14 protein-coding genes are annotated in these 17667 nt (G+C 67.9%); 4 read left to right on the top strand and 10 right to left on the bottom strand.

Annotation, left to right across the window (positions count from 1 at the left end; genetic code table 11):
• Positions 1-29 precede the first annotated feature (29 nt).
• Positions 30-404 (bottom strand): VOC family protein, encoded by a 375-nt coding sequence (locus tag C7416_RS19055; RefSeq protein ID WP_111520371.1) that lies wholly within the window; start codon positions 402-404, stop codon positions 30-32.
• A gap of 233 nt (positions 405-637) precedes the next feature.
• Here C7416_RS19055 and C7416_RS19050 point away from each other — a divergent pair, with 233 nt between their 5' ends.
• Positions 638-2881: a TonB-dependent receptor gene (locus tag C7416_RS19050; RefSeq protein ID WP_111520370.1), complete on the top strand. Its 2244-nt coding sequence runs from the start codon at positions 638-640 to the stop codon at positions 2879-2881.
• Positions 2882-2928: 47 nt separating this feature from the next.
• Here C7416_RS19050 and C7416_RS19045 read toward each other — a convergent pair whose 3' ends face one another.
• From C7416_RS19045 to hppD, 8 genes are all read right to left on the bottom strand, one after another.
• A complete protein-coding gene (locus C7416_RS19045) occupies positions 2929-3930 on the bottom strand; it encodes a Bug family tripartite tricarboxylate transporter substrate binding protein (protein WP_062803305.1) in 1002 nt (333 codons plus the stop codon).
• Between the two features lie 173 nt (positions 3931-4103).
• Entirely contained in the window at positions 4104-4964 is an 861-nt protein-coding gene (locus tag C7416_RS19040; RefSeq protein ID WP_373425092.1) for a MipA/OmpV family protein, read from the bottom strand.
• A 146-nt stretch (positions 4965-5110) separates the two neighbouring features.
• Entirely contained in the window at positions 5111-7318 is a 2208-nt protein-coding gene (locus tag C7416_RS19035; RefSeq protein WP_111520368.1) for a xanthine dehydrogenase family protein molybdopterin-binding subunit, read from the bottom strand.
• Complete coding sequence (locus C7416_RS19030; RefSeq protein ID WP_111520367.1) at positions 7315-8313, bottom strand: FAD binding domain-containing protein; 999 nt, start codon at positions 8311-8313, stop codon at positions 7315-7317. The genes C7416_RS19035 and C7416_RS19030 overlap by 4 nt, the downstream gene beginning before the upstream one ends.
• 8 nt (positions 8314-8321) lie before the next feature.
• Positions 8322-8975, bottom strand: a complete 654-nt coding sequence (locus tag C7416_RS19025) for a (2Fe-2S)-binding protein (protein ID WP_373425140.1) — start codon at positions 8973-8975, stop codon at positions 8322-8324.
• A 167-nt stretch (positions 8976-9142) separates the two neighbouring features.
• On the bottom strand, positions 9143-10339 hold the full coding sequence (locus tag C7416_RS19020) for an amino acid aminotransferase (RefSeq protein WP_111520365.1): 1197 nt from the start codon (positions 10337-10339) through the stop codon (positions 9143-9145).
• Between the two features lie 114 nt (positions 10340-10453).
• The gene (locus tag C7416_RS19015; protein WP_111520364.1) at positions 10454-11848 is read right to left on the bottom strand and encodes an amino acid permease; all 1395 of its coding nucleotides are present in this window, start codon (positions 11846-11848) and stop codon (positions 10454-10456) included.
• A 182-nt stretch (positions 11849-12030) separates the two neighbouring features.
• Positions 12031-13110 (bottom strand): 4-hydroxyphenylpyruvate dioxygenase, encoded by a 1080-nt coding sequence (gene hppD, locus C7416_RS19010; protein ID WP_018007493.1) that lies wholly within the window; start codon positions 13108-13110, stop codon positions 12031-12033.
• A 237-nt stretch (positions 13111-13347) separates the two neighbouring features.
• On the opposite strand from hppD, the gene C7416_RS19005 reads away from it, so the two are divergent.
• Positions 13348-13821, top strand: a complete 474-nt coding sequence (locus C7416_RS19005) for an Lrp/AsnC family transcriptional regulator (protein WP_025581629.1) — start codon at positions 13348-13350, stop codon at positions 13819-13821.
• Positions 13822-13830: 9 nt separating this feature from the next.
• Here C7416_RS19005 and C7416_RS19000 read toward each other — a convergent pair whose 3' ends face one another.
• On the bottom strand, positions 13831-15786 hold the full coding sequence (locus C7416_RS19000) for a PAS domain-containing hybrid sensor histidine kinase/response regulator (RefSeq protein ID WP_181461272.1): 1956 nt from the start codon (positions 15784-15786) through the stop codon (positions 13831-13833).
• 496 nt (positions 15787-16282) lie between these two features.
• On the opposite strand from C7416_RS19000, the gene C7416_RS18995 reads away from it, so the two are divergent.
• Both C7416_RS18995 and C7416_RS18990 read left to right on the top strand, forming a co-directional pair.
• The gene (locus C7416_RS18995; RefSeq protein WP_111520493.1) at positions 16283-16906 is read left to right on the top strand and encodes a response regulator transcription factor; all 624 of its coding nucleotides are present in this window, start codon (positions 16283-16285) and stop codon (positions 16904-16906) included.
• A gap of 1 nt (position 16907) precedes the next feature.
• Entirely contained in the window at positions 16908-17639 is a 732-nt protein-coding gene (locus tag C7416_RS18990) for an Hpt domain-containing protein (protein ID WP_258401121.1), read from the top strand.
• Positions 17640-17667 lie beyond the last annotated feature (28 nt).

Below are 17667 nucleotides of genomic sequence, written 5' to 3'. Positions count from 1 at the left end.
TGATGACGACAGGATGTTGGTCTGAAGGGTTATGCGTCGGGCGCGTGACAAACCACCTCGATGTTGTGCCCGTCAGGACCAATGACGAAGGCCGCATAGTAGTTCGCATGGTAATGCGGCCGCAGCCCGGGGCCGCCATTGTCCGTGGCCCCGGCCGCCAGCGCTGCGCGATGAAAGGCGTCGACCTGCTGCCGGGTCTCGGCGACAAACGCCAGGTGCAGATGCGCGGGCTTCTCGTCGGTCTGGAACAGGCATAGCGAAGCCTTGCCGCTGCCGCTGAGTTCGACGCCGTACGCCGGCGGCCCCTCCGACGCTACCGCTACACCGAGCGGCTCCAGCGCCTTGAGGAAGAACGTCTTGCTGACGGCGTAGTCGCTGACTCCGAATTTGACGTGGTCAAACATGGGTGCTCCTCGGTCGTTGGCTCGATGGATGGCGACGTTAGGTTGACTGCAGCGAACGAATGCCGACTCTATCACGGCAATCCGGGCGGGCTCCGATCGCGTCCTGCGCTGCCATATGCCATGCCAGACATAAGCAGGGCCACATCCGCGCTTGCTGACACAATCAGGAATCATTATCATTCCGGGTTTTGTTACAAATCATTAGAAAGCCAGCGCGCGCAGCTGCAGCCACCATGCAAACCCTTCCGGCCACCTCCATCCGTTTCGCCCTTCGTCCTCGCCCGCTGTCCCTGCTGATCTGTGCCATCGCGGGCACGATGCCGCTTGTCTCGGCCGCACAGGCCCAAGCACAAGCTCAAGCCCAGGCGCCGGCGGCGTCGGTGGAAGCGGGCAGCCTGAATGCCGTGGAGGTCCGGGTCGACCGTATCAAGAGCGACCTGGTCAACCCGATGCGGCAGGTCACGGTGATCGAGCGCGAGGAGCTGGACGAACTGCGCACGGGTTCGACCAACCTTGCCACCATGCTGAGCAAGGTCATCCCGGGCATGGCCGATTCCAGCCGCACGGTGACGGATTTCGGCCAGACGCTGCGCGGGCGCAGCGCGCTGGTGCTGGTCGACGGCATCCCGCTGAACACCAACCGCGACTCGGCGCGCAACCTGGCCACCATCGACCCCAGCAATATCGAGCGCATCGAGGTGCTGCGCGGCAGCAGCGCGCTCTACGGGGCGGGCGCCAGCGGCGGCATCATCTCGATCACCACGCGCCAGGCCGGCGGACCGCCGAGCGCGGATACCACGGTGACGCTGGGCACGCCGCTGACGCGGCTGAGCAAGGAAGGGCTGAGCGCCAACGTGCAGCAGCATTTCTCCGGCAGCCAGGGCCCGATCGACTATGCCTTCCACCTCGGCGCGCAGCGCATCGGCAGCCCCTACGATGCCGAAGGCCACCGCATTGCGCCGGAGCCCAGCCAGGGCGATCTCTTCGATTCCAACGTCTACAACCTGAGCGGCAAGCTGGGCTGGCGCATCGACGGCCAGCAGCGCCTGCAGCTGAGCGTCAGCCGTTACCAGGCGAAGCAGAACACCGACTATGCGTCCGATCCGTCGGTGGCCCGGGCGCCGGCCGGCTCCACCGCCGCGCGCGCGATCCGCGGCCTGCAGCTGGACAACCAGAACGAGTTGCGCAATACCGTGGTCAACCTGGACTACCAGCACCAGGACCTGTTCGGCAGCACGGTATCGAGCCAGTTCTACTACCGCGACTATTTCACGCGTTTCCCGCCCTTCGATGCGCGCGCGGTGGCCACGCGCGGCGGCAATGTCGACCAGATCAGCCAGAACAGCGACGTGTTCGGCGGGCGCCTGACCATCAGCACGCCACTGGGCCAGGCCAAGGCCACCAAGCTGCTGTGGGGCGCCGACTACAACCAGGAGCGCAGCGACATGCCGCTGGACCTGTTCGATCCGCGCGCCTACGACAGCAGCGGCGGGCTGGTCTTCAACCGCATCGGCACGGCCACCTACATGCCGCCGCTGACCACGCGCAGTGGCGGCATCTTCGGCCAGCTGCAGCACAAGTTCAGCGAGCAGTGGTCGGCCGAGGGCGGCCTGCGCTATGAGCGCGCCAGCGCCAGCTTCGATGACTTCGTGCCGCTGTCGCAATCGCGCGTGAGCAACCCGGCCACGGTCAAGGGCGGCACGGTCAACTATGGCGCCTGGCTGTTCAACCTGGGCGCGGCCTATGCGCCGGTCAAGGGCCAGGAGTTCTATGCCTCGTTCAGCCAGGGTTTCCAGCTGCCGGACATCGGGCTGCAGATCCGCAACGCGCGTGCCGGCTTCGATATCAATTCGTCCAGCCTCGATCCGGTCAAGACCAACAACTATGAACTGGGCTGGCGCGGCGCGCTGGGCAATACGCTGGCGAGCGTGGCGCTGTTCTACACCACGTCCAAGCTTGGCGACGTGCAGAGCTTCAACAACGGCCTGATCCTGACCCGCACCGAAGAGCGCATCGCGGGCGTGGAAGCGGCCGCCGACTACCGCTCGGACGACGAGCGCTGGGGCGCGGGCGGCACCATCACCTGGATCAACGGACGCGAGCGGCCGCAGGGCAGCGCGGACTTCCAGGACATGACCGGTTACCGCATTCCGCCGCTCAAGGTCACGGCGTACCTGCAGTTCCGTCCCGTGAGCCAGTGGAGCAACCGCGTGCAGCTGAGCTACTACGCCAGCCGCGACTACCGGCTCAACGGCCAGAACAGCTTCGGCCGGCGCGAGGTCGGCAGCTATACCACCGTGGACCTGATCAGCCGCTATGAGCTGACGCGCAAGGACACGATCACGGTCGGCATCGAGAACTTGTTCAACCGCAATTACTACCCGCTGTACAGCCAGCTGCTGCGCAACAGCAACAACACCAGCCGGCTGCCGGCGGCGGGCATCACGCTGACGGCGATGTACCAGCACCGCTGGTAAGCGGTGCGGCGTGGCTGGCGGCGCCCGGCGCCGGCCAGCCCTCGGCCTTAGTCGAGCGTGATCTTGCCGGCCTTGACGATCTCGGCATAGCGCCTGGTATCGCGCTCGATCAGCTTGCGGAATTCCTCGGGCGTACCGCCCACCGGCACAAAGCCGAGGTCGGTCAGCTTCTTCGTGACTTCCGGGCTGCGCGTGGCCGCGGCGATTTCCCGGGCCATGCGCGCGACGATCGGCTGCGGCGTGCCGGCCGGTGCCAGCAGGCCGGTCCACGAGCTCATGACAAAGCCGGGAAAGCCGGCTTCTTCCATGGTCGGGATATTGGGCTCGCCCGGCCAGCGCTTGGCCGAGGCGACGGCCAGCACGTTGATCTTGCCGGACTTGACGTGCGGCATCGGCACCAGCAACGGGTCGAACGCCACCGAGACTTCGCCGGACACCAGTGCCGGCAGGATCGGCGCGCTGCCGTTGTAGGGCACGTGGGTGAGCTTGAGCTTCGACTCCATCGCCAGGCGCTCGCCGGTCAGGTGGGCGGAGCTGCCGACGCCGCTGGAGCCGAAGGTCAGCGTGTCGGGATGCTTCTTGCCGTAGTCGACCAGCTCGGCCACGGTCTTGACCGGCAGCTTCTTGCTGGCGAACAGGAACAGCGGCAGCTCGGCCATTTCCGCCACCGGCACCAGGTCGGCGGGCTTGTAGCTGAGCTTCGAATACAGCGACATGTTGGCGCTGTAGGCCGCCAGCACCGAGACAAAGGTGTAGCCGTCCGGCGCCGAGCGCGCGGCCACGCCGACGCCCAGGGTGCTGTTGGCACCGGGCTTGTTCTCGATGATGATGGGCTGGCCCAGCCGCTGCGAGACCTGCTCGAATACGACCCGCGAGACCGTGTCGGTGGAGCCGCCCGGGGTGTAGGGCACGATCACCTTGATCGGCTTGGCCGGCCACGCGTCGGCGGCAAGGGCAGTGGGGGCGGTGTGGATGGCGGCCACGCCGGCAACGGCGATGGCGATGGAACGCGCGCTGCGCGCGACGCGATGCTTGATGCTGGACTTCAACTACGTCTCCTTCTTTGGCATGCCTGGCAATCCCCTGGCGGGGCCTGCGGCCGGAGCTCCGGCCGGCCAATTATGCGGGACGCAGTCTGTGCGGTGCCGCACTGGGGGCGGCTGAATCGGGGATGCGGGCCATCCAATGTGCGATAGCCGAACCGGGCCGGCCCCGATGATCGTCAGAATTCGTAGTTGACCGACAGGTCGAACACCGCGTTGGTGCGCTTGCGCGTGATCGGGCTGTCGGCCGCATCGCCGGCCAGTTGCGACACGGCCACGTCAGAGCTGGCAAACCAGTGCTTGGCGAAGTACCACACCGAGGTCACGCCGAAGCCGTATGACTTGATCCCGCCGCGCGCGTGGTACTGCGGCCTGCCCGCGCGCGCCTGCGCGGCGCTGACGCCGTACCAGGCGTTCATGTAGCGCGAGTCGGCCAGCGTGACGGTGGGGCCGGCGAACCAGAAGAATTTCTCCGAGCTGCCGGGCAGCGGCATATAGGCGCCGATGTCGCCGACCCAGCCGTCGCTGCCGCCCAGGCTGCGGCGCGCATCGATGCGCAGCACCAGCGGGAATTCCTTCGAGACTGCGTATTCTGCGAACAGCTTGCCTTCGGGCGCCGGGTTGATATTGCCCATGCCGTCCAGGTGGGGAGAGTCTTCTTGCCCGCGCCGGCCCAGGTTGTAGGTGAGCGCGATGCCAGCACGCCAGTTCCTGCCGCGCAGCAGGTTCACGCCCAGCCCTTCGCCGATCGACGCAAAGGCGAGGTCGCGGTAGCGGATATCGATGCTGGGGCCGCCGATCACGATGTACTCGGACGAACCGTCGTAGCGCGGCCGCAGCATCGCGGCGGCGCCAAGCCGGACCTGCCAGTCGGGGATGTCGTCCTGGAACAGCTTCTGCAGCGGAATGCCGGCGGAGAACTGCCATTCGGCCAGCGGTGCCGGCGTCTGGGCGCTGGCCGGGGCCGCGGCCAGCAACGCGCCGGTGGCCAGCAGCAGGGCGATGCACGAGGAAGTACGCGGTGGAATTCGCTCGGTCATGGCAGCCTCCATGCCCGCATGGCGGGCAGCCAGGTTGCGGGCGCGGGGCCCGTGGATGACATCTTTCCACCGGATCGCGGCCGGCGCAACCACTGGCTCCGCCAGCGCGCGCCTTGCAGATTCCTGCCTGGTGACGGGAGGGCGTTTCAGTCGAGCAGCTTGTCCAGCGTGATCGGCAAGTCGCGCACGCGCCGGCCGGTGGCGTGGTACACGGCATTGGCAATCGCGGCGGCCACGCCGACGATGCCGATCTCGCCGATGCCCTTGGTGCCGAGCCCGTTGATATGCGGATCGTCCTCGTCCACCACCATGACCTCGATGGTGCCGATGTCGGCATTGACCGGCACGTGGTACTCGGCCAGGTTGGCGTTGGCGACGCGGCCGGTGGCCAGGTCGAGCTCGGTCTTCTCGTGCAGCGCCATGCCGATGCCCCAGACGATGCCGCCCATCAGCTGGCTGTGCGCGGTCTTGCGGTTCAGCAGCCGGCCGGCGCCGTAGGTGGCCACCACGCGGTGGACGCGAATCTCGCCCAGTTCCGGGTCGACGCGGACTTCGGCAAAGACCGCGCCGAAGGCATGCATGGAATACGCCTGGCGTTCCTTGCCGGGCTTGGTGCTGGCGCGGGCTTCGATCGCTCGCCCGCCCGCACGTTGGATCGGCGCGGACATCGGTTCGCGCTGCGCCGGATCCGAGCGGCGTTGCAACCAGCCATCGACGATGTCGACATCTTCCGCCGGCGCGCCAGACAACGGCGAGGCGGTATCGGCCACGGCCTGACGGATCAGGCGCAGCCGTGCCGCCTCGGCCGCCTGCTGCACGGCGGGCGCGACGCTGGCCACGGACTGCGAGCCGCCCGACACCGGCGCCTCGGGGAAGGCCGTATCGCCCAGTTCAAAGCGTACGCGTTGCGGCGGCAGGCCCAGCGCATCGGCGGCGACCTGCGTCATCACCGTATAGGTGCCGGTGCCAAGGTCCTGCGAGCCCGAACGCACCAGCGCCGTACCGTCCGGCAGCAGGCGTACCATCGCGCTGGCCGGCGAGCGGTAGGTGGGGTAGGTGGCGGTGGCCATGCCCAATCCGACCAGCTTGCCGTCGGCGCGCATCGAGCGTGGGGCCGGATCGCGGCTCGCCCAGCCGAAGCGCTCGGCAGCGTCGCGATAGCACTCGCGCAGCGACTTGCTCGAGAACGGCAGCTGCTTGTCCGGATCGGTGTCGGCGTGGTTGCGCAGGCGCAGCGCAACGGGGTCGAGGCCGAGCCGCTCCGCCAGTTCGTCGAGCGCGCATTCCAGCGCAAAGCTGCCGGTGGCTTCACCCGGCGCGCGCATGAAGGTGGGTGTGCCAATGTCCAGCTCGACCAGCCGGTGGCTGGTCTGCAGGTTGGGGCAGGTGTAGAGCCGGCGCGTGATCAGTGCGGCGGATTCGACCCATTCCTCGATCGTGGAAGTGCATGTGGTCACGTCATGGCGTAAGGCTTGCAGCGCGCCGTCGGTTGCGGCGGCGGCGACCACATGCTGCTCGGTAAATGGCCGCCCGCCCACCGGGCCGAACATCTGGGTCCGTTCCACCACCAGCCGGACCGGCCGGCTGACCTGCCGCGCCGCCATCGCGGCCAGCACCACGTGCGACCACACCGAGCCCTTGCAGCCAAAGCCGCCGCCCACGTAGGGGCAGATCACGCGCACCTTGTCGGCAGCCATGCCGAACGCGGCGGCGACGGCCTTGCGCACGCCGGTGACGTATTGCGTCGCGTCGTACAGGGTCAGCTGGTCGCCGTCCCACGCGGCTAGGGTGGCGTGCGGCTCCATCGGGTTGTGGGTTTCCATCGGCGTGGTGTAGACCGCGTCGATCACGGCTGCGGCGCCGCGCCGGCCCGCATCGGGATCGCCGCGGCGGCTGTCGGCCGATTCATCCTCGTCAGGCTTGCGCGCCCGCGCGCGCGCCTGCGCGAAGTCCAGTACGGCATCGCCCTGCCGGTATTGCACCGGCAGGCAGCGCGCGGCGTCGCGGGCCTGCTCGAGCGTATCGGCCACCACTACCGCGATAGGCTGGTTGTTGTAGTGGACCGTGGTGTCCTGCAGCAGGCTCATGACATGGCCGGCGGTGGGGATGTCCGCGGCCGCCTTGCCGCCCTTGGGCAGGTGCGGCGCGTTGAACGGCGTCAGCACCAGCCGCACGCCCGGCATGCGTTCGCACGCGGCGGTGTCGATGGCGACGATCTCGCCGCTGGCAATGGCGCTGGTCACCATCACCGCATGGACCAGTCCCGGCAGCGTGTGGTCGGCGGTGTAGCGGGCGCTGCCAGTGACCTTGGGAATGCCGTCGACGCGGTCGAGCGGGGTGCCGGTTACGCTCATGGCGAAGCTCCTGGCGGGCCGCTGGCAACCTTCAGCGCGAGGGCGACGGCGCGCTGCGCCAGTCCGATCTTGAACGCGTTGTGCGCATACGGGTGCGCGCCGTCGAGCAGCAGCCGCGCCGCGTCCGCCGCGCTGTGCGCGCTCAGCGGCCGGCCGGCCAGCGCGCGTTCCGCTGCGGGCACGCGCCAGGGCTTGTGTGCCACGCCGCCCAGCGCCAGCCGTGCGCTGTGCACCAGCTTGCCGTCGAGTTCGAGCGCCGCGGCGACCGAGACCAGGGCGAAGGCAAAGCTGGAGCGGTCGCGCACCTTCAGGTAATGCGCATGGGCGGCGTAGGGCGAGGGCGGCAGGTCGATGGCGACGATCAGCTCGCCGGGCGCCAGCATGGTGTCGCACTGCGGGGTATCGCCGGGCAGGCGATGGAAGTCGCCGATCGGGATGCGGCGCTCGCCGGTGGTGGCGCGCACCACGATCACGGCCTCGAGCGCGGCCAGCGCCACGCACATGTCGGACGGATGCACGGCGATGCATTGCTCGCTGGCGCCGAGGATGGCGTGAATGCGATTGATGCCGTCGCGCGCGCCGCAGCCCGAGCCCGGCTTGCGCTTGTTGCAGGCCGGAAAGCCCAGGTCGTAGAAGTAGTGGCAGCGGGTGCGCTGCAGCAGGTTGCCGCCCACCGTGGCCATATTGCGCAACTGGCCGGAGGCGCCCGACAGCAGCGCCTGCGCCAGCAGCGGATAGCGTTCGCGCACCAGCGCGTGGTTGGCCGCATCGGTGTTGCTGGCCATCGCGCCCAGGCGCAGGCCGCCATCGGGCAGCGCCGTGATCTGGTCCAGCGGCAGCCGGCTGACGTCGACCAGCAGCCGCGGCGCTTCCACGCCGGCCTTGACCAGGTCCAGCAGGTTGGTGCCGCCGGCCACATAGCGGGCGCCCGGCTGGCTCCCCAGGCGCATGGCCTCGTCGACCGAGCCCGGCCGCTCATAAGCGAAAGGATTCATACCGGGCCCTAGTAGCTGCCGTCGCCGTCGCCGTTGCCGCAAGCTGCGCGGACCGCGGCGACGATATTGGGGTAAGCGCCGCAGCGGCACAGGTTGCCGCTCATGCGCTCGCGGATCTCGTCGTCACCGAGCGGCAAGGTCGCGGGGCTCAGCGGCCGCACCGCGCTGGCATGGCCGGCCTGCGCCTCGGCCAGCATGCCCACCGCCGAGCAGATCTGGCCCGGGGTGCAGAAGCCGCACTGCAGCGCGTCGTGGGTGACGAAGGCCTGCTGCATCGGGTGCAGGGTGTCGCCGCTGGCCAGGCCTTCGATGGTGGTGATGTGGCGGCCTTCCTGCATCACCGCGAGCGTCAGGCAGGCGTTGATGCGGCGGCCGTCGACCAGCACCGTGCAGGCGCCGCACTGGCCGCGGTCGCAGCCCTTCTTGGCGCCGGTCAGGTGGAGGATTTCACGCAGCGCGTCGAGCAGCGTGCAGCGCGGTTCCAGCTGCAGGGTGCAGGGCTTGCCGTTGACATGGAGCGTGACCGCGCGGGTGGCCGCGCCTGGCGGGGCGGTGGTGCTGCAATGGGCCGGAACGTTGTCTTCGGACATGGGCGAGCCTTCTGTCGGCGTCCCGGCATGTCGTCGGAAGGCGCCGGGAATACCGGAAGGCTGCAAGTTCAGTGCCGGGCAGCGCCCCGGCCATGGCGCCGTGGGCGCTACGGCAACGCGGCGCGGCAAGCGTCAAAAACGTCACGCGGTGCGTGTAGAAATTACGCTGCCCGCAAGCGTGGCGCCGAAAACAAAAACGGCGCCCGAAGGCGCCGCCATGAGGCCGTATGGGACCGGGCTCAGCCCTTCAGCACGCTGCCGATGGCCTTGGCCACGATGCCGACATTGCGCTCGTTCAGGCCGGCCACGCACATGCGGCCCGAGCGCAGCAGGTACACGCCGTGCTGCTCGCGCAGGCGCTCGGCCTGGTCGGCGCTCAGGCCGGTGTAGGTGAACATGCCGCGCTGGGTCAGGTAGCGCGACAGCGCCTCGCCGCTGACATGGTCGCGCAGATGGTGGTGGATGGCCTCGCGCATGCGCGCGATGCGGCCGCACATCTCGGCCAGTTCCTGTTCCCACAGCTGGCGCAGTTCGGGCGTGGTCAGCACCTTGGCGACCACGCGCGCGCCGTGCGTGGGCGGGTTGCTGTAGTTGGCGCGCACCGCGCCGGTCAGCTGGCCCAGCACGTTCGAGGCCTCGGCCGCGGTGTTGCAGAACACGCTCAGGCCGCCGCAGCGCTCGCCATACAGCGAGAAGTTCTTCGAGAACGAGTTGGCCACCAGGCAGGGCACGTCCTGCGCCACCAGTTCGCGGATGGCGAAGGCGTCGTCTTCCAGGCCAGCGCCGAAGCCCTGGTAGGCCATGTCGACGAACGGCAGCAGCTGGTTGGCCTTGAGCAGCGCGATCAGCTGGCGCCACTGGTCCTGGTTCAGGTCGACGCCGGTCGGGTTGTGGCAGCAGGCGTGCAGCAGCACGATGCTGCCGGCCGGGATCGCGCGCAGCGCGTCGATCATGGCGTCGAACTTCAGGCCGCCGGTGGCATCGTCATAGTACGGGTAGGTATTGACGGTGAAGCCGGCGCGCTCGAACACCACGCGGTGGTTTTCCCAGCTGGGGTCGCTGATCCACACCTGCGCCTGCGGGTAGTAGCGCTTGAGGAAATCGGCACCCACGCGCAGCGCGCCCGAGCCGCCCAGCGTCTGCAGCGTGGCGATGCGGCCGGCGGCGCGCGCCGGCGAGTCCTCGCCGAACACCAGCGCCTGCACGGCGTTGCGGTAGGCCGCCAGGCCCGACATCGGCAGGTAGGGGCGCGGACCCATGTCGGCCAGCAGCGCGGCCTCGGCCTGCGCCACCGCCTGCATCACCGGCAGGCGGCCGTCATCGTCGAAGTAGATGCCGATGCTGAGGTTGACCTTGTCGGTGCGCGGGTCACGCTGGAAGTCCTCGTTGAGCGAGAGGATCGGATCGCCGGGAAAGGCCTCGATGTGTGCGAACATGGGATGCGATGGAGTTGGGTCGGGGGCGGCTGCCGCGACGCAAGGCGCCGCGCAGCCTGGGATTTTAACCGGTGGCGCCCGCAGCCTGCAGGCGCCGCCCTGGCTGGGAGCCGCTCAGCGCAGCTGCTGCGCGGCCACGCCGCCCTGCAGCGCCGCGCCGGCCTTCTTCTGGCGCACCAGGTAGCTCACGCCGAGCACCACCAGCCACACCGGGATCAGGTACACCGAGATGCGCAGGCCTTCGGTCAGGTACATCACCACCAGGATGCCGGCCAGGAACACCAGGCACAGGTAGTTGGTCAGCGGATAGCCCCAGCTCTGGAATGCCGTGGCCTGGCCGGCCTTGCGCTTGTCGGCGCGGAACTTCAGGTGGATCAGGCTGATCATGGCCCAGTTGATGATCAGCGCCGACACCACCAGCCCCATCAGCAGCTCGAAGGCCTTGCCGGGCATGAAGTAGTTGATCACCACGCAGGCCGCGGTGGCCACCGCCGAGAACGCCAGCGCCGTCAGCGGGATGCCACGCTGGTTGACCTTGAGCAGCGCCTTGGGGGCGTTGCCTTGTTTCGCCAGGCCGTACAGCATGCGGCTGTTGCAGTACACGCCGCTGTTGTAGACCGACAGCGCCGCGGTCAGCACCACCACGTTCAGCACGTTGGCCACCCAGTTGCTGTTGAGCGCGTGGAAGATCAGCACGAACGGGCTGCCGCCGGTGACCACGTTCTCCCACGGGTACAGCGACAGCAGCACCGCCAGCGCGCCCACGTAGAAGATCAGGATGCGGTAGATCACCTGGTTGGTGGCCTTGGGGATGGTCTTCTCGGGCGAGTCCGCCTCGGCCGCGGTGATGCCCACCAGCTCCAGGCCGCCGAACGAGAACATGATCACCGCCATCGCCATCACCAGGCCGCCCATGCCGTTGGGGAAGAAGCCGCCGTGCTGCCACAGGTTGGCCACGCTGGCCTGCGGGCCGGCATTGCCGGACATCAGCAGGTAGCCGCCGAAGCCGATCATGCCGATGATCGCCGCGACCTTGATGATCGAGAACCAGAATTCCATCTCGCCGAAGGACTTCACGCTGGCCAGGTTGATCGCGTTGATGATGACGAAGAACGCCAGCGCCGAGACCCAGGTGGGAATCTCCGGCCACCAGTACTGCACGTAGATGCCGACTGCGGAGAGTTCGGCCATGCTCACCAGGATATACAGCACCCAGTAGTTCCACCCCGACAGGAAGCCGGCGAAGTGGCCGCAGTACTTGTCGGCAAAGTAGCTGAACGAGCCGGCGACGGGCTCGTCCACCACCATCTCGCCGAGCTGGCGCATGATGAAGAAGGCGACGATGCCGGCGATGGCATAGCCCAGCAGGACCGAGGGCCCCGCCATCTTGATGGTCTGGGCGATGCCCAGGAAAAGTCCGGTGCCGATGGCGCCACCCAGGGCGATCAGCTGGATGTGCCGGTTCTTCAGCCCGCGCTTGAGCGAGCCGTCATTGTTGCTGGAATGCATGCAGTGTTTCCTCTACCCATTCTCATGGAATGCGGGCCCGCGTCTCTGGCTGTTGTTGGAGTCGGACGCTTGGGCCTGGGGGTCGTCGCCGCGCGCGCGGCAGGGTGTCTGCCGCGCGGGGCGTGCGCGTTGCCGGACCGGCGCGCCGACGAAGGCGGCCGGTCAGTGCAGGTCGATGCCGGTCAGGCCTCGACCTTGAGCGTGCCGCGTTCGATCTGGTCGCGTTCCAGCGACTCGAACAGTGCCTTGAAGTTGCCTTCGCCGAAGCCTTCGTCGCCCTGGCGCTGGATGAACTCGAAGAACACCGGGCCCAGCGCGGTCTTGGAGAAGATCTGCAGCAGCAGACGGGGCTTGCCGCCTTCGGTGGTGCCGTCCAGCAGGATGCCGCGCGACTTCAGTTGCTCGACCGGCTGGCCGTGGCCGGGCAGGCGGGTGTCGAGCGCCTCGTAGTAGTAGTCGTTCGGCGCGGTCATCAGCGGCACGCCGGCCAGTTGCAGGCGGTCGATGACTTCGATCAGGTTGTCGGTCAGGAAGGCGATGTGCTGGATGCCCTCGCCGTTGAAGGCCATCAGGAACTCTTCGATCTGGCCGGCGCCCTTGGACGATTCCTCGTTCAGCGGAATGCGGATTTTACCATCCGGCGCGGTCATGGCCTTGGAGGCCAGGCCGGTGTACTCGCCCTGGATGTCGAAGTAGCGGATTTCGCGGAAGTTGAACAGCTTTTCGTAGAAATTGGCCCAATACGCCATGCGGCCACGGTAAACGTTGTGGGTCAGGTGGTCGATCAGCTTGAGGCCGTGGCCGACCGGGTGGCGGTCGACGCCCTCGATGAACTCGAAGTCGATGTCATAGATCGACTTGCCTTCCTCGAAGCGGTCGATCAGGTACAGCGGCGCGCCGCCGATGCCCTTGATCGCCGGCAGGCGCAGCTCCATCGGGCCGGTCGGGATCTCGACCGGCTGCGCGCCCAGTGCCAGCGCGCGGGCGTAGGCCTTGTGCGAATCCTTGACGCGGAAGGCCATGCCGCAGGCGCTCGGGCCGTGCTCGGCGGCAAAGTAGGCGGCGTGGCTGTGCGGCTCGCGGTTGACGATGAAGTTCACTTCGCCCTGGCGGTACAGCACCACGTCCTTGGAACGGTGCTTTGCCACCAGCGTGAAGCCCATCTGCTCGAACAGCGGCTCAAGCAGGTTGGGAGTGGGCGAGGCGAATTCCACGAATTCGAAGCCCATCAGCTGCATCGGATTGTCAAACAGGTCGGCCATGGCTTTCTCGGTAAGAACGTAGGGGCGGGAAATAATATTGTGGCTTCAGCACTTGCTTGCGCAGTCGCGCCGGGGCCAGCCGGCTCGGCACCGGACCCGTGACGGCACGGGTTTGCGGTGCGCTTGCTTGGGATGCAGTGTATATTCGGGGCGGCAAAATTGGATTTCGTAAAACAGGCAGGGAAACCCTAGATTATGAAATTTGATTTCCTGAATACTTGAGATGAGGAAACCGAAGTGCAATCAATCGAGCTTGACCGCACCGATCGCCGCTTGCTCGGAGTGCTGCAGGAGAACGGGCGGGCATCCAACCTGGAACTGGCCGAGGCCATCGCGCTGTCGCCGGCGCAGACCTTGCGGCGCCACCGCCGGCTGGAAGAAGCCGGGCTGGTCAAGCGCTATGAAGCGAGGCTGGACGCCGCGGCGCTGGGCTTCGGCGTGGTTGCCTTTATCCACGTGACGATGGAGCGCGGGCATATCCGCGACCTGTCCAACTTCAAGCGGCTGGTGGCGGAACTGGCGCAGATCCAGGAGTGCTTCTCGGTGACGGGCGATATCGACTACGTGCTGAAGGTGGTCGCGCGCGACCTGAAATCGCTGTCGGACTTCCTGCTGGATACGCTGATGCGCATTCCCGGCGTCAGCGGCGTGAAGTCGAGCGTGTGCCTGGACGAGATCAAGTGCACCAGCGCAGTGCCGATGGAGCCCTGAGGCGGGCGGTCAGTCCTCGGGCAGATCGACGCGGTCGCACTGCACGTTCATCGCGCGGCAGACCGCACACCACGATGCCCGCGCGCCGGGAGCAGCCGCGCCGCGGGAACTGGCGCCGCTTGCCGTGCCGGCGGACAGCGCCAGATCTTGCCCCTGGACGGGGCCGGCTGGGTCCGGCTCCGGCGTCTTGGGCGGCGGCGCAGGCCGGCCGCCGCACGCCTGCGACACGGCGGCATCCAGGGCCTGAAGGCCCACCGGCTTGACCACCACGGCGTTCATGCCCGCCGCCAGCGCCGCGGCATGATCGCCGGCCACGGCACTGGCGGTGCAGCCGACGATGGGCACGCAACGGTGGGCGTCGCCGCGGGCCCGCACCGCGCGCGTGAAGGCGAGGCCGTCCATCACCGGCATGGCGCAGTCGCACACGATCACGTCGAAGCTGCCGCGGTCCAGCGCGACCAGGGCTTCGCGGCCATCGCATGCCGTGCTCACGCGGTGGCCCAGGTGTTCCAGCTGGCGCTGCAGCAGCAGGCGGTTGGGGGCGTGATCGTCGATGACAAGGATGCCGGCGTTGCGCCGCGGGCAGCCGGCCATGGGCAACGGCGGCGCCGGCTCGGCCGGTTCGGCCGGCTGCGGCGCGCTGGCGATGGCCAGCGGCAGCGACACCACCACGCGCGTGCCCCGGCCCGGCTGGCTGGTCAGCGTAATGCGGCCGCCCATGGCCGTGGCCAGGCGCCGGCAGATGGCCAGCCCCAGCCCGGTGCCGCCGGGGTGGGTGCGCGCGCAGCCGTGCACCTGCTCGAACGGCTGGAACAGCCGGGCCTGGGCCTCGAGGGGAATGCCGACGCCGGTGTCGGAAACGGTCAGCACGACATGCTGGACGCCGTCGCAGGGCGCCTGCGCATCCAGCCGGACGTGGACCGTGCCGCTATCGGTAAAGCGCACCGCATTGGACACCAGGTTGGCCAGGATCTGCCGGAAGCGCAGCGCGTCGACCTGATGCAGCGGCGCCAGCGCGGGACTGGCGCCGCTGGTCAGGGGCAGGCCTTTTTCCGCGGCCACGGGTCCGAAGATCAGCAGGGTATCGTCGACCAGCGCTGACAGCGACGCGGGCGCCGGATGGATGCTGAACTTGCCCGCCTCCAGCTTGGACAGGTCGAGGATGTCGTCGATCAGCGCCAGCAGCCCCAGTGCCGACTTGTGCGCGGTGACGAGCTGCAGCCGCTGCTCGTCCGGCAGCTGGCTTTGCGCCAGCGTCAGCTCGAGCATGCCGGTGATGGCATTCATCGGCGTGCGGATCTCGTGGCTGACCGAAGCCAGGAACGCGGACTTGGCGCGGTTGGCGGCCTCGGCCTCGGTCTTGGCCTGGGCCAATTCGGCCAGCATCTGGTGGCGCTCGGTCAGGTCGACGCAGCCGCCGGCCAGGCCCTTGACGGTGCCGTCGGCGCCGCGCAGCGGCGTCAGCCAGTTCAGCACATGCAAGGTACGGTTACCCAGGCGCAGGCATCGGTCCGCGCACAGCGGCGCGCCGTCTTCGATGACCTGGCGGTAGTCCTGCGCCAGGTCCGCCATGTCGACGGCAAGGGGATGTGAGGCCTGCAGTGCGTCCAGCGGCTGCCCCACCAGGGTGCCGCGCGTGGCGCCCATCAGTTCCTCATAGCTGCGGTTGCAGGCGACCAGCCGCAGCCGGGCATCGCGCAGATAGACCGGCTGGGGAATGCCATCGAGCAGCGCGGTCTGGATCGCGACGTGGTCCTTCAGGGCGGTTTCCGCGGCCCGGCGCCGGCGCACCTCGCGGTACAGCGCGATGATCCACGCCAGCAGGCATGGTGTAAGGACGCAGAGCACCCCGGTGGACCAGCCCAGCAGTTGCGCATGCGAATGCGCCGCTGGCGCCGACGCCGGCACGGTCGCCGCCAGCGCCGCGGTCACACTGCCATGCGACAGGCCGACGGCCAGGGCCATGGCGCACGCGCGCCGCCACGCACGCGCGCTGCGGCTGACACGTGCCGGGTGCACGGCGGGTGGGGTGGAATCGACAGCAGCACGAAGCGGGTGCGTGGTGGCGGGTGGCGAAACAGAAGAGGACGGACGGAACGGCAAGCGGGTCGGCGAGAGCGGTGAGGTGTTTTCACTCTAGGGGCGCTGGACCGCCATCTCATTAGGACGAATCTGAAATTGATACGGAAATTTCGAAATCACGGGCACTTTGCCGTCGGCTGCGCCACATATAGAACACAATCTGGCCCCGTTTGCGGTGCGATGGGAAGCATGTCGGCAGCACCGCTATGCCAGCACGTTTGCGGTGCATCACATGAGCGGCACCGCCGCCATGGCAGGCGTGGCCTTTCGGAAGAAACCACCCGTGCCTCGGAAATTTCTCGTTTCGTAAGGCGCAAAGCCTTAGCACAATGATGTGCCCGCTCGCGCGGAAAACGCGATGTTTGCAACGGAGTACAGCTTGACCACCATCCTGATCGTCGATGACCACCCGCCCGTGCGTGCCGTACTCAAGACGCACTTTTCCCAGGTGCTGGGCATCACCCACGTGCTCGAGGCGGACAATGGCCAGGCGGCCATCGAGATCGTGCGGCAATACATGCCGGACGTGGTCATCCTGGATCTGGATATTCCCAAGATCAACGGGCTGGACGTGATTCCGCGCCTCAAGGCCAGCCATCCCACGGTGCGCATCCTGGTGATCTCGGGCCAGGACCAGAACGCCTTCGCGCCCCGCGCGCGCCATGCCGGCGCGCACGGCTTTGTCAGCAAGACGCAGGAGCTGGCCGAAATCGTGCGGTGCACGGAGTCGGTGCTGGCGGGCTATACGGTGATGCCGGAGATCGACCACGGCAAATCCGGGCTGGCTGATGAAGCCGAACGCCTGGCCTCGCTGTCGGACAAGGAACTGGTGGTCATGCAGATGCTGGCCAAGGGCATGACGAACAAGGAAATCGGACAGGTCTTGTTTATATCCAACAAGACCGTCAGCACGCACAAGACCAGGGTGATGGAAAAACTGGGCGCAAAATCGATTGTCGATGTCATCGATTTTGCGCGGCGCCACCATATTGCGGTGGGATAACGTGGACGCGGCCGAAGCGCAGTCCCGCCCCAGGGCCTTGCTGCTGGCACCCGCGGGCGACCCTGGCTGGCTGGCGGATGCCGCCCGGATCCTGCGTGACCTCGGCTTTGTGGTGCGGATCGACGTGGGCGCGCCAGAGGCGGATATGGCCGCCGATGTCGAACTGGTGATGGCGTGTGCCGCTGCCGCGGTGCCTTCCTCGCTGATGCACGCATGGCGCGCCCGCGGCGCGGTTTGCGCCGTGGTGTTGCCGCCGGGCGCGGTACCGGCGGCTGGCGCGGACGCCGGCGTGGCCATACTGTACGCGCCGGTCACCGAAGCAACGTTGCTCGCCATGCTGGCCGGCCAGCACTACGTGGCGCTGTCCGCGCGCGAGGCCGCAGGCATCGCCGGGGCCATTGCCGCGCAAACGTTCGGCAATCCGGCATTCGCCAAGGAACTGCTGCAGGCGCTGGTGACCTCGACCCGCGCTGACCTAGCGCAACTGCGCCGGGCCGGATCGGACCTGGAGGCGGTGCGGGGCGTCGCGCACCGGCTCAAGGCCTCCGCCCACTATGTCGGCTGCCATGCGCTGCGGCTGATGGCGCAGCGGCTCGAGCATGCCACCCGCGACGGTGATGCGGGCACGGCCGCGGCGCTGGCAGCGATCGTGGCGCCAACGGCGGCACGGCTGCTCTGGCTGCTGGCGAGCCTGCCTTCGGCAAATCATTCACATAACGCCCTGCAAAAATAGCACAGCGGGAATACACCGAATTGGCGCG

Origin of the sequence: Cupriavidus phytorum (assembly GCF_003254285.1) — a bacterium.
Taxonomy (GTDB): Bacteria; Pseudomonadota; Gammaproteobacteria; order Burkholderiales; family Burkholderiaceae; genus Cupriavidus; species Cupriavidus phytorum.
Note: the sequence above shows the minus strand (reverse complement) of the source record. Positions and strands in the feature narration are given on the sequence as shown.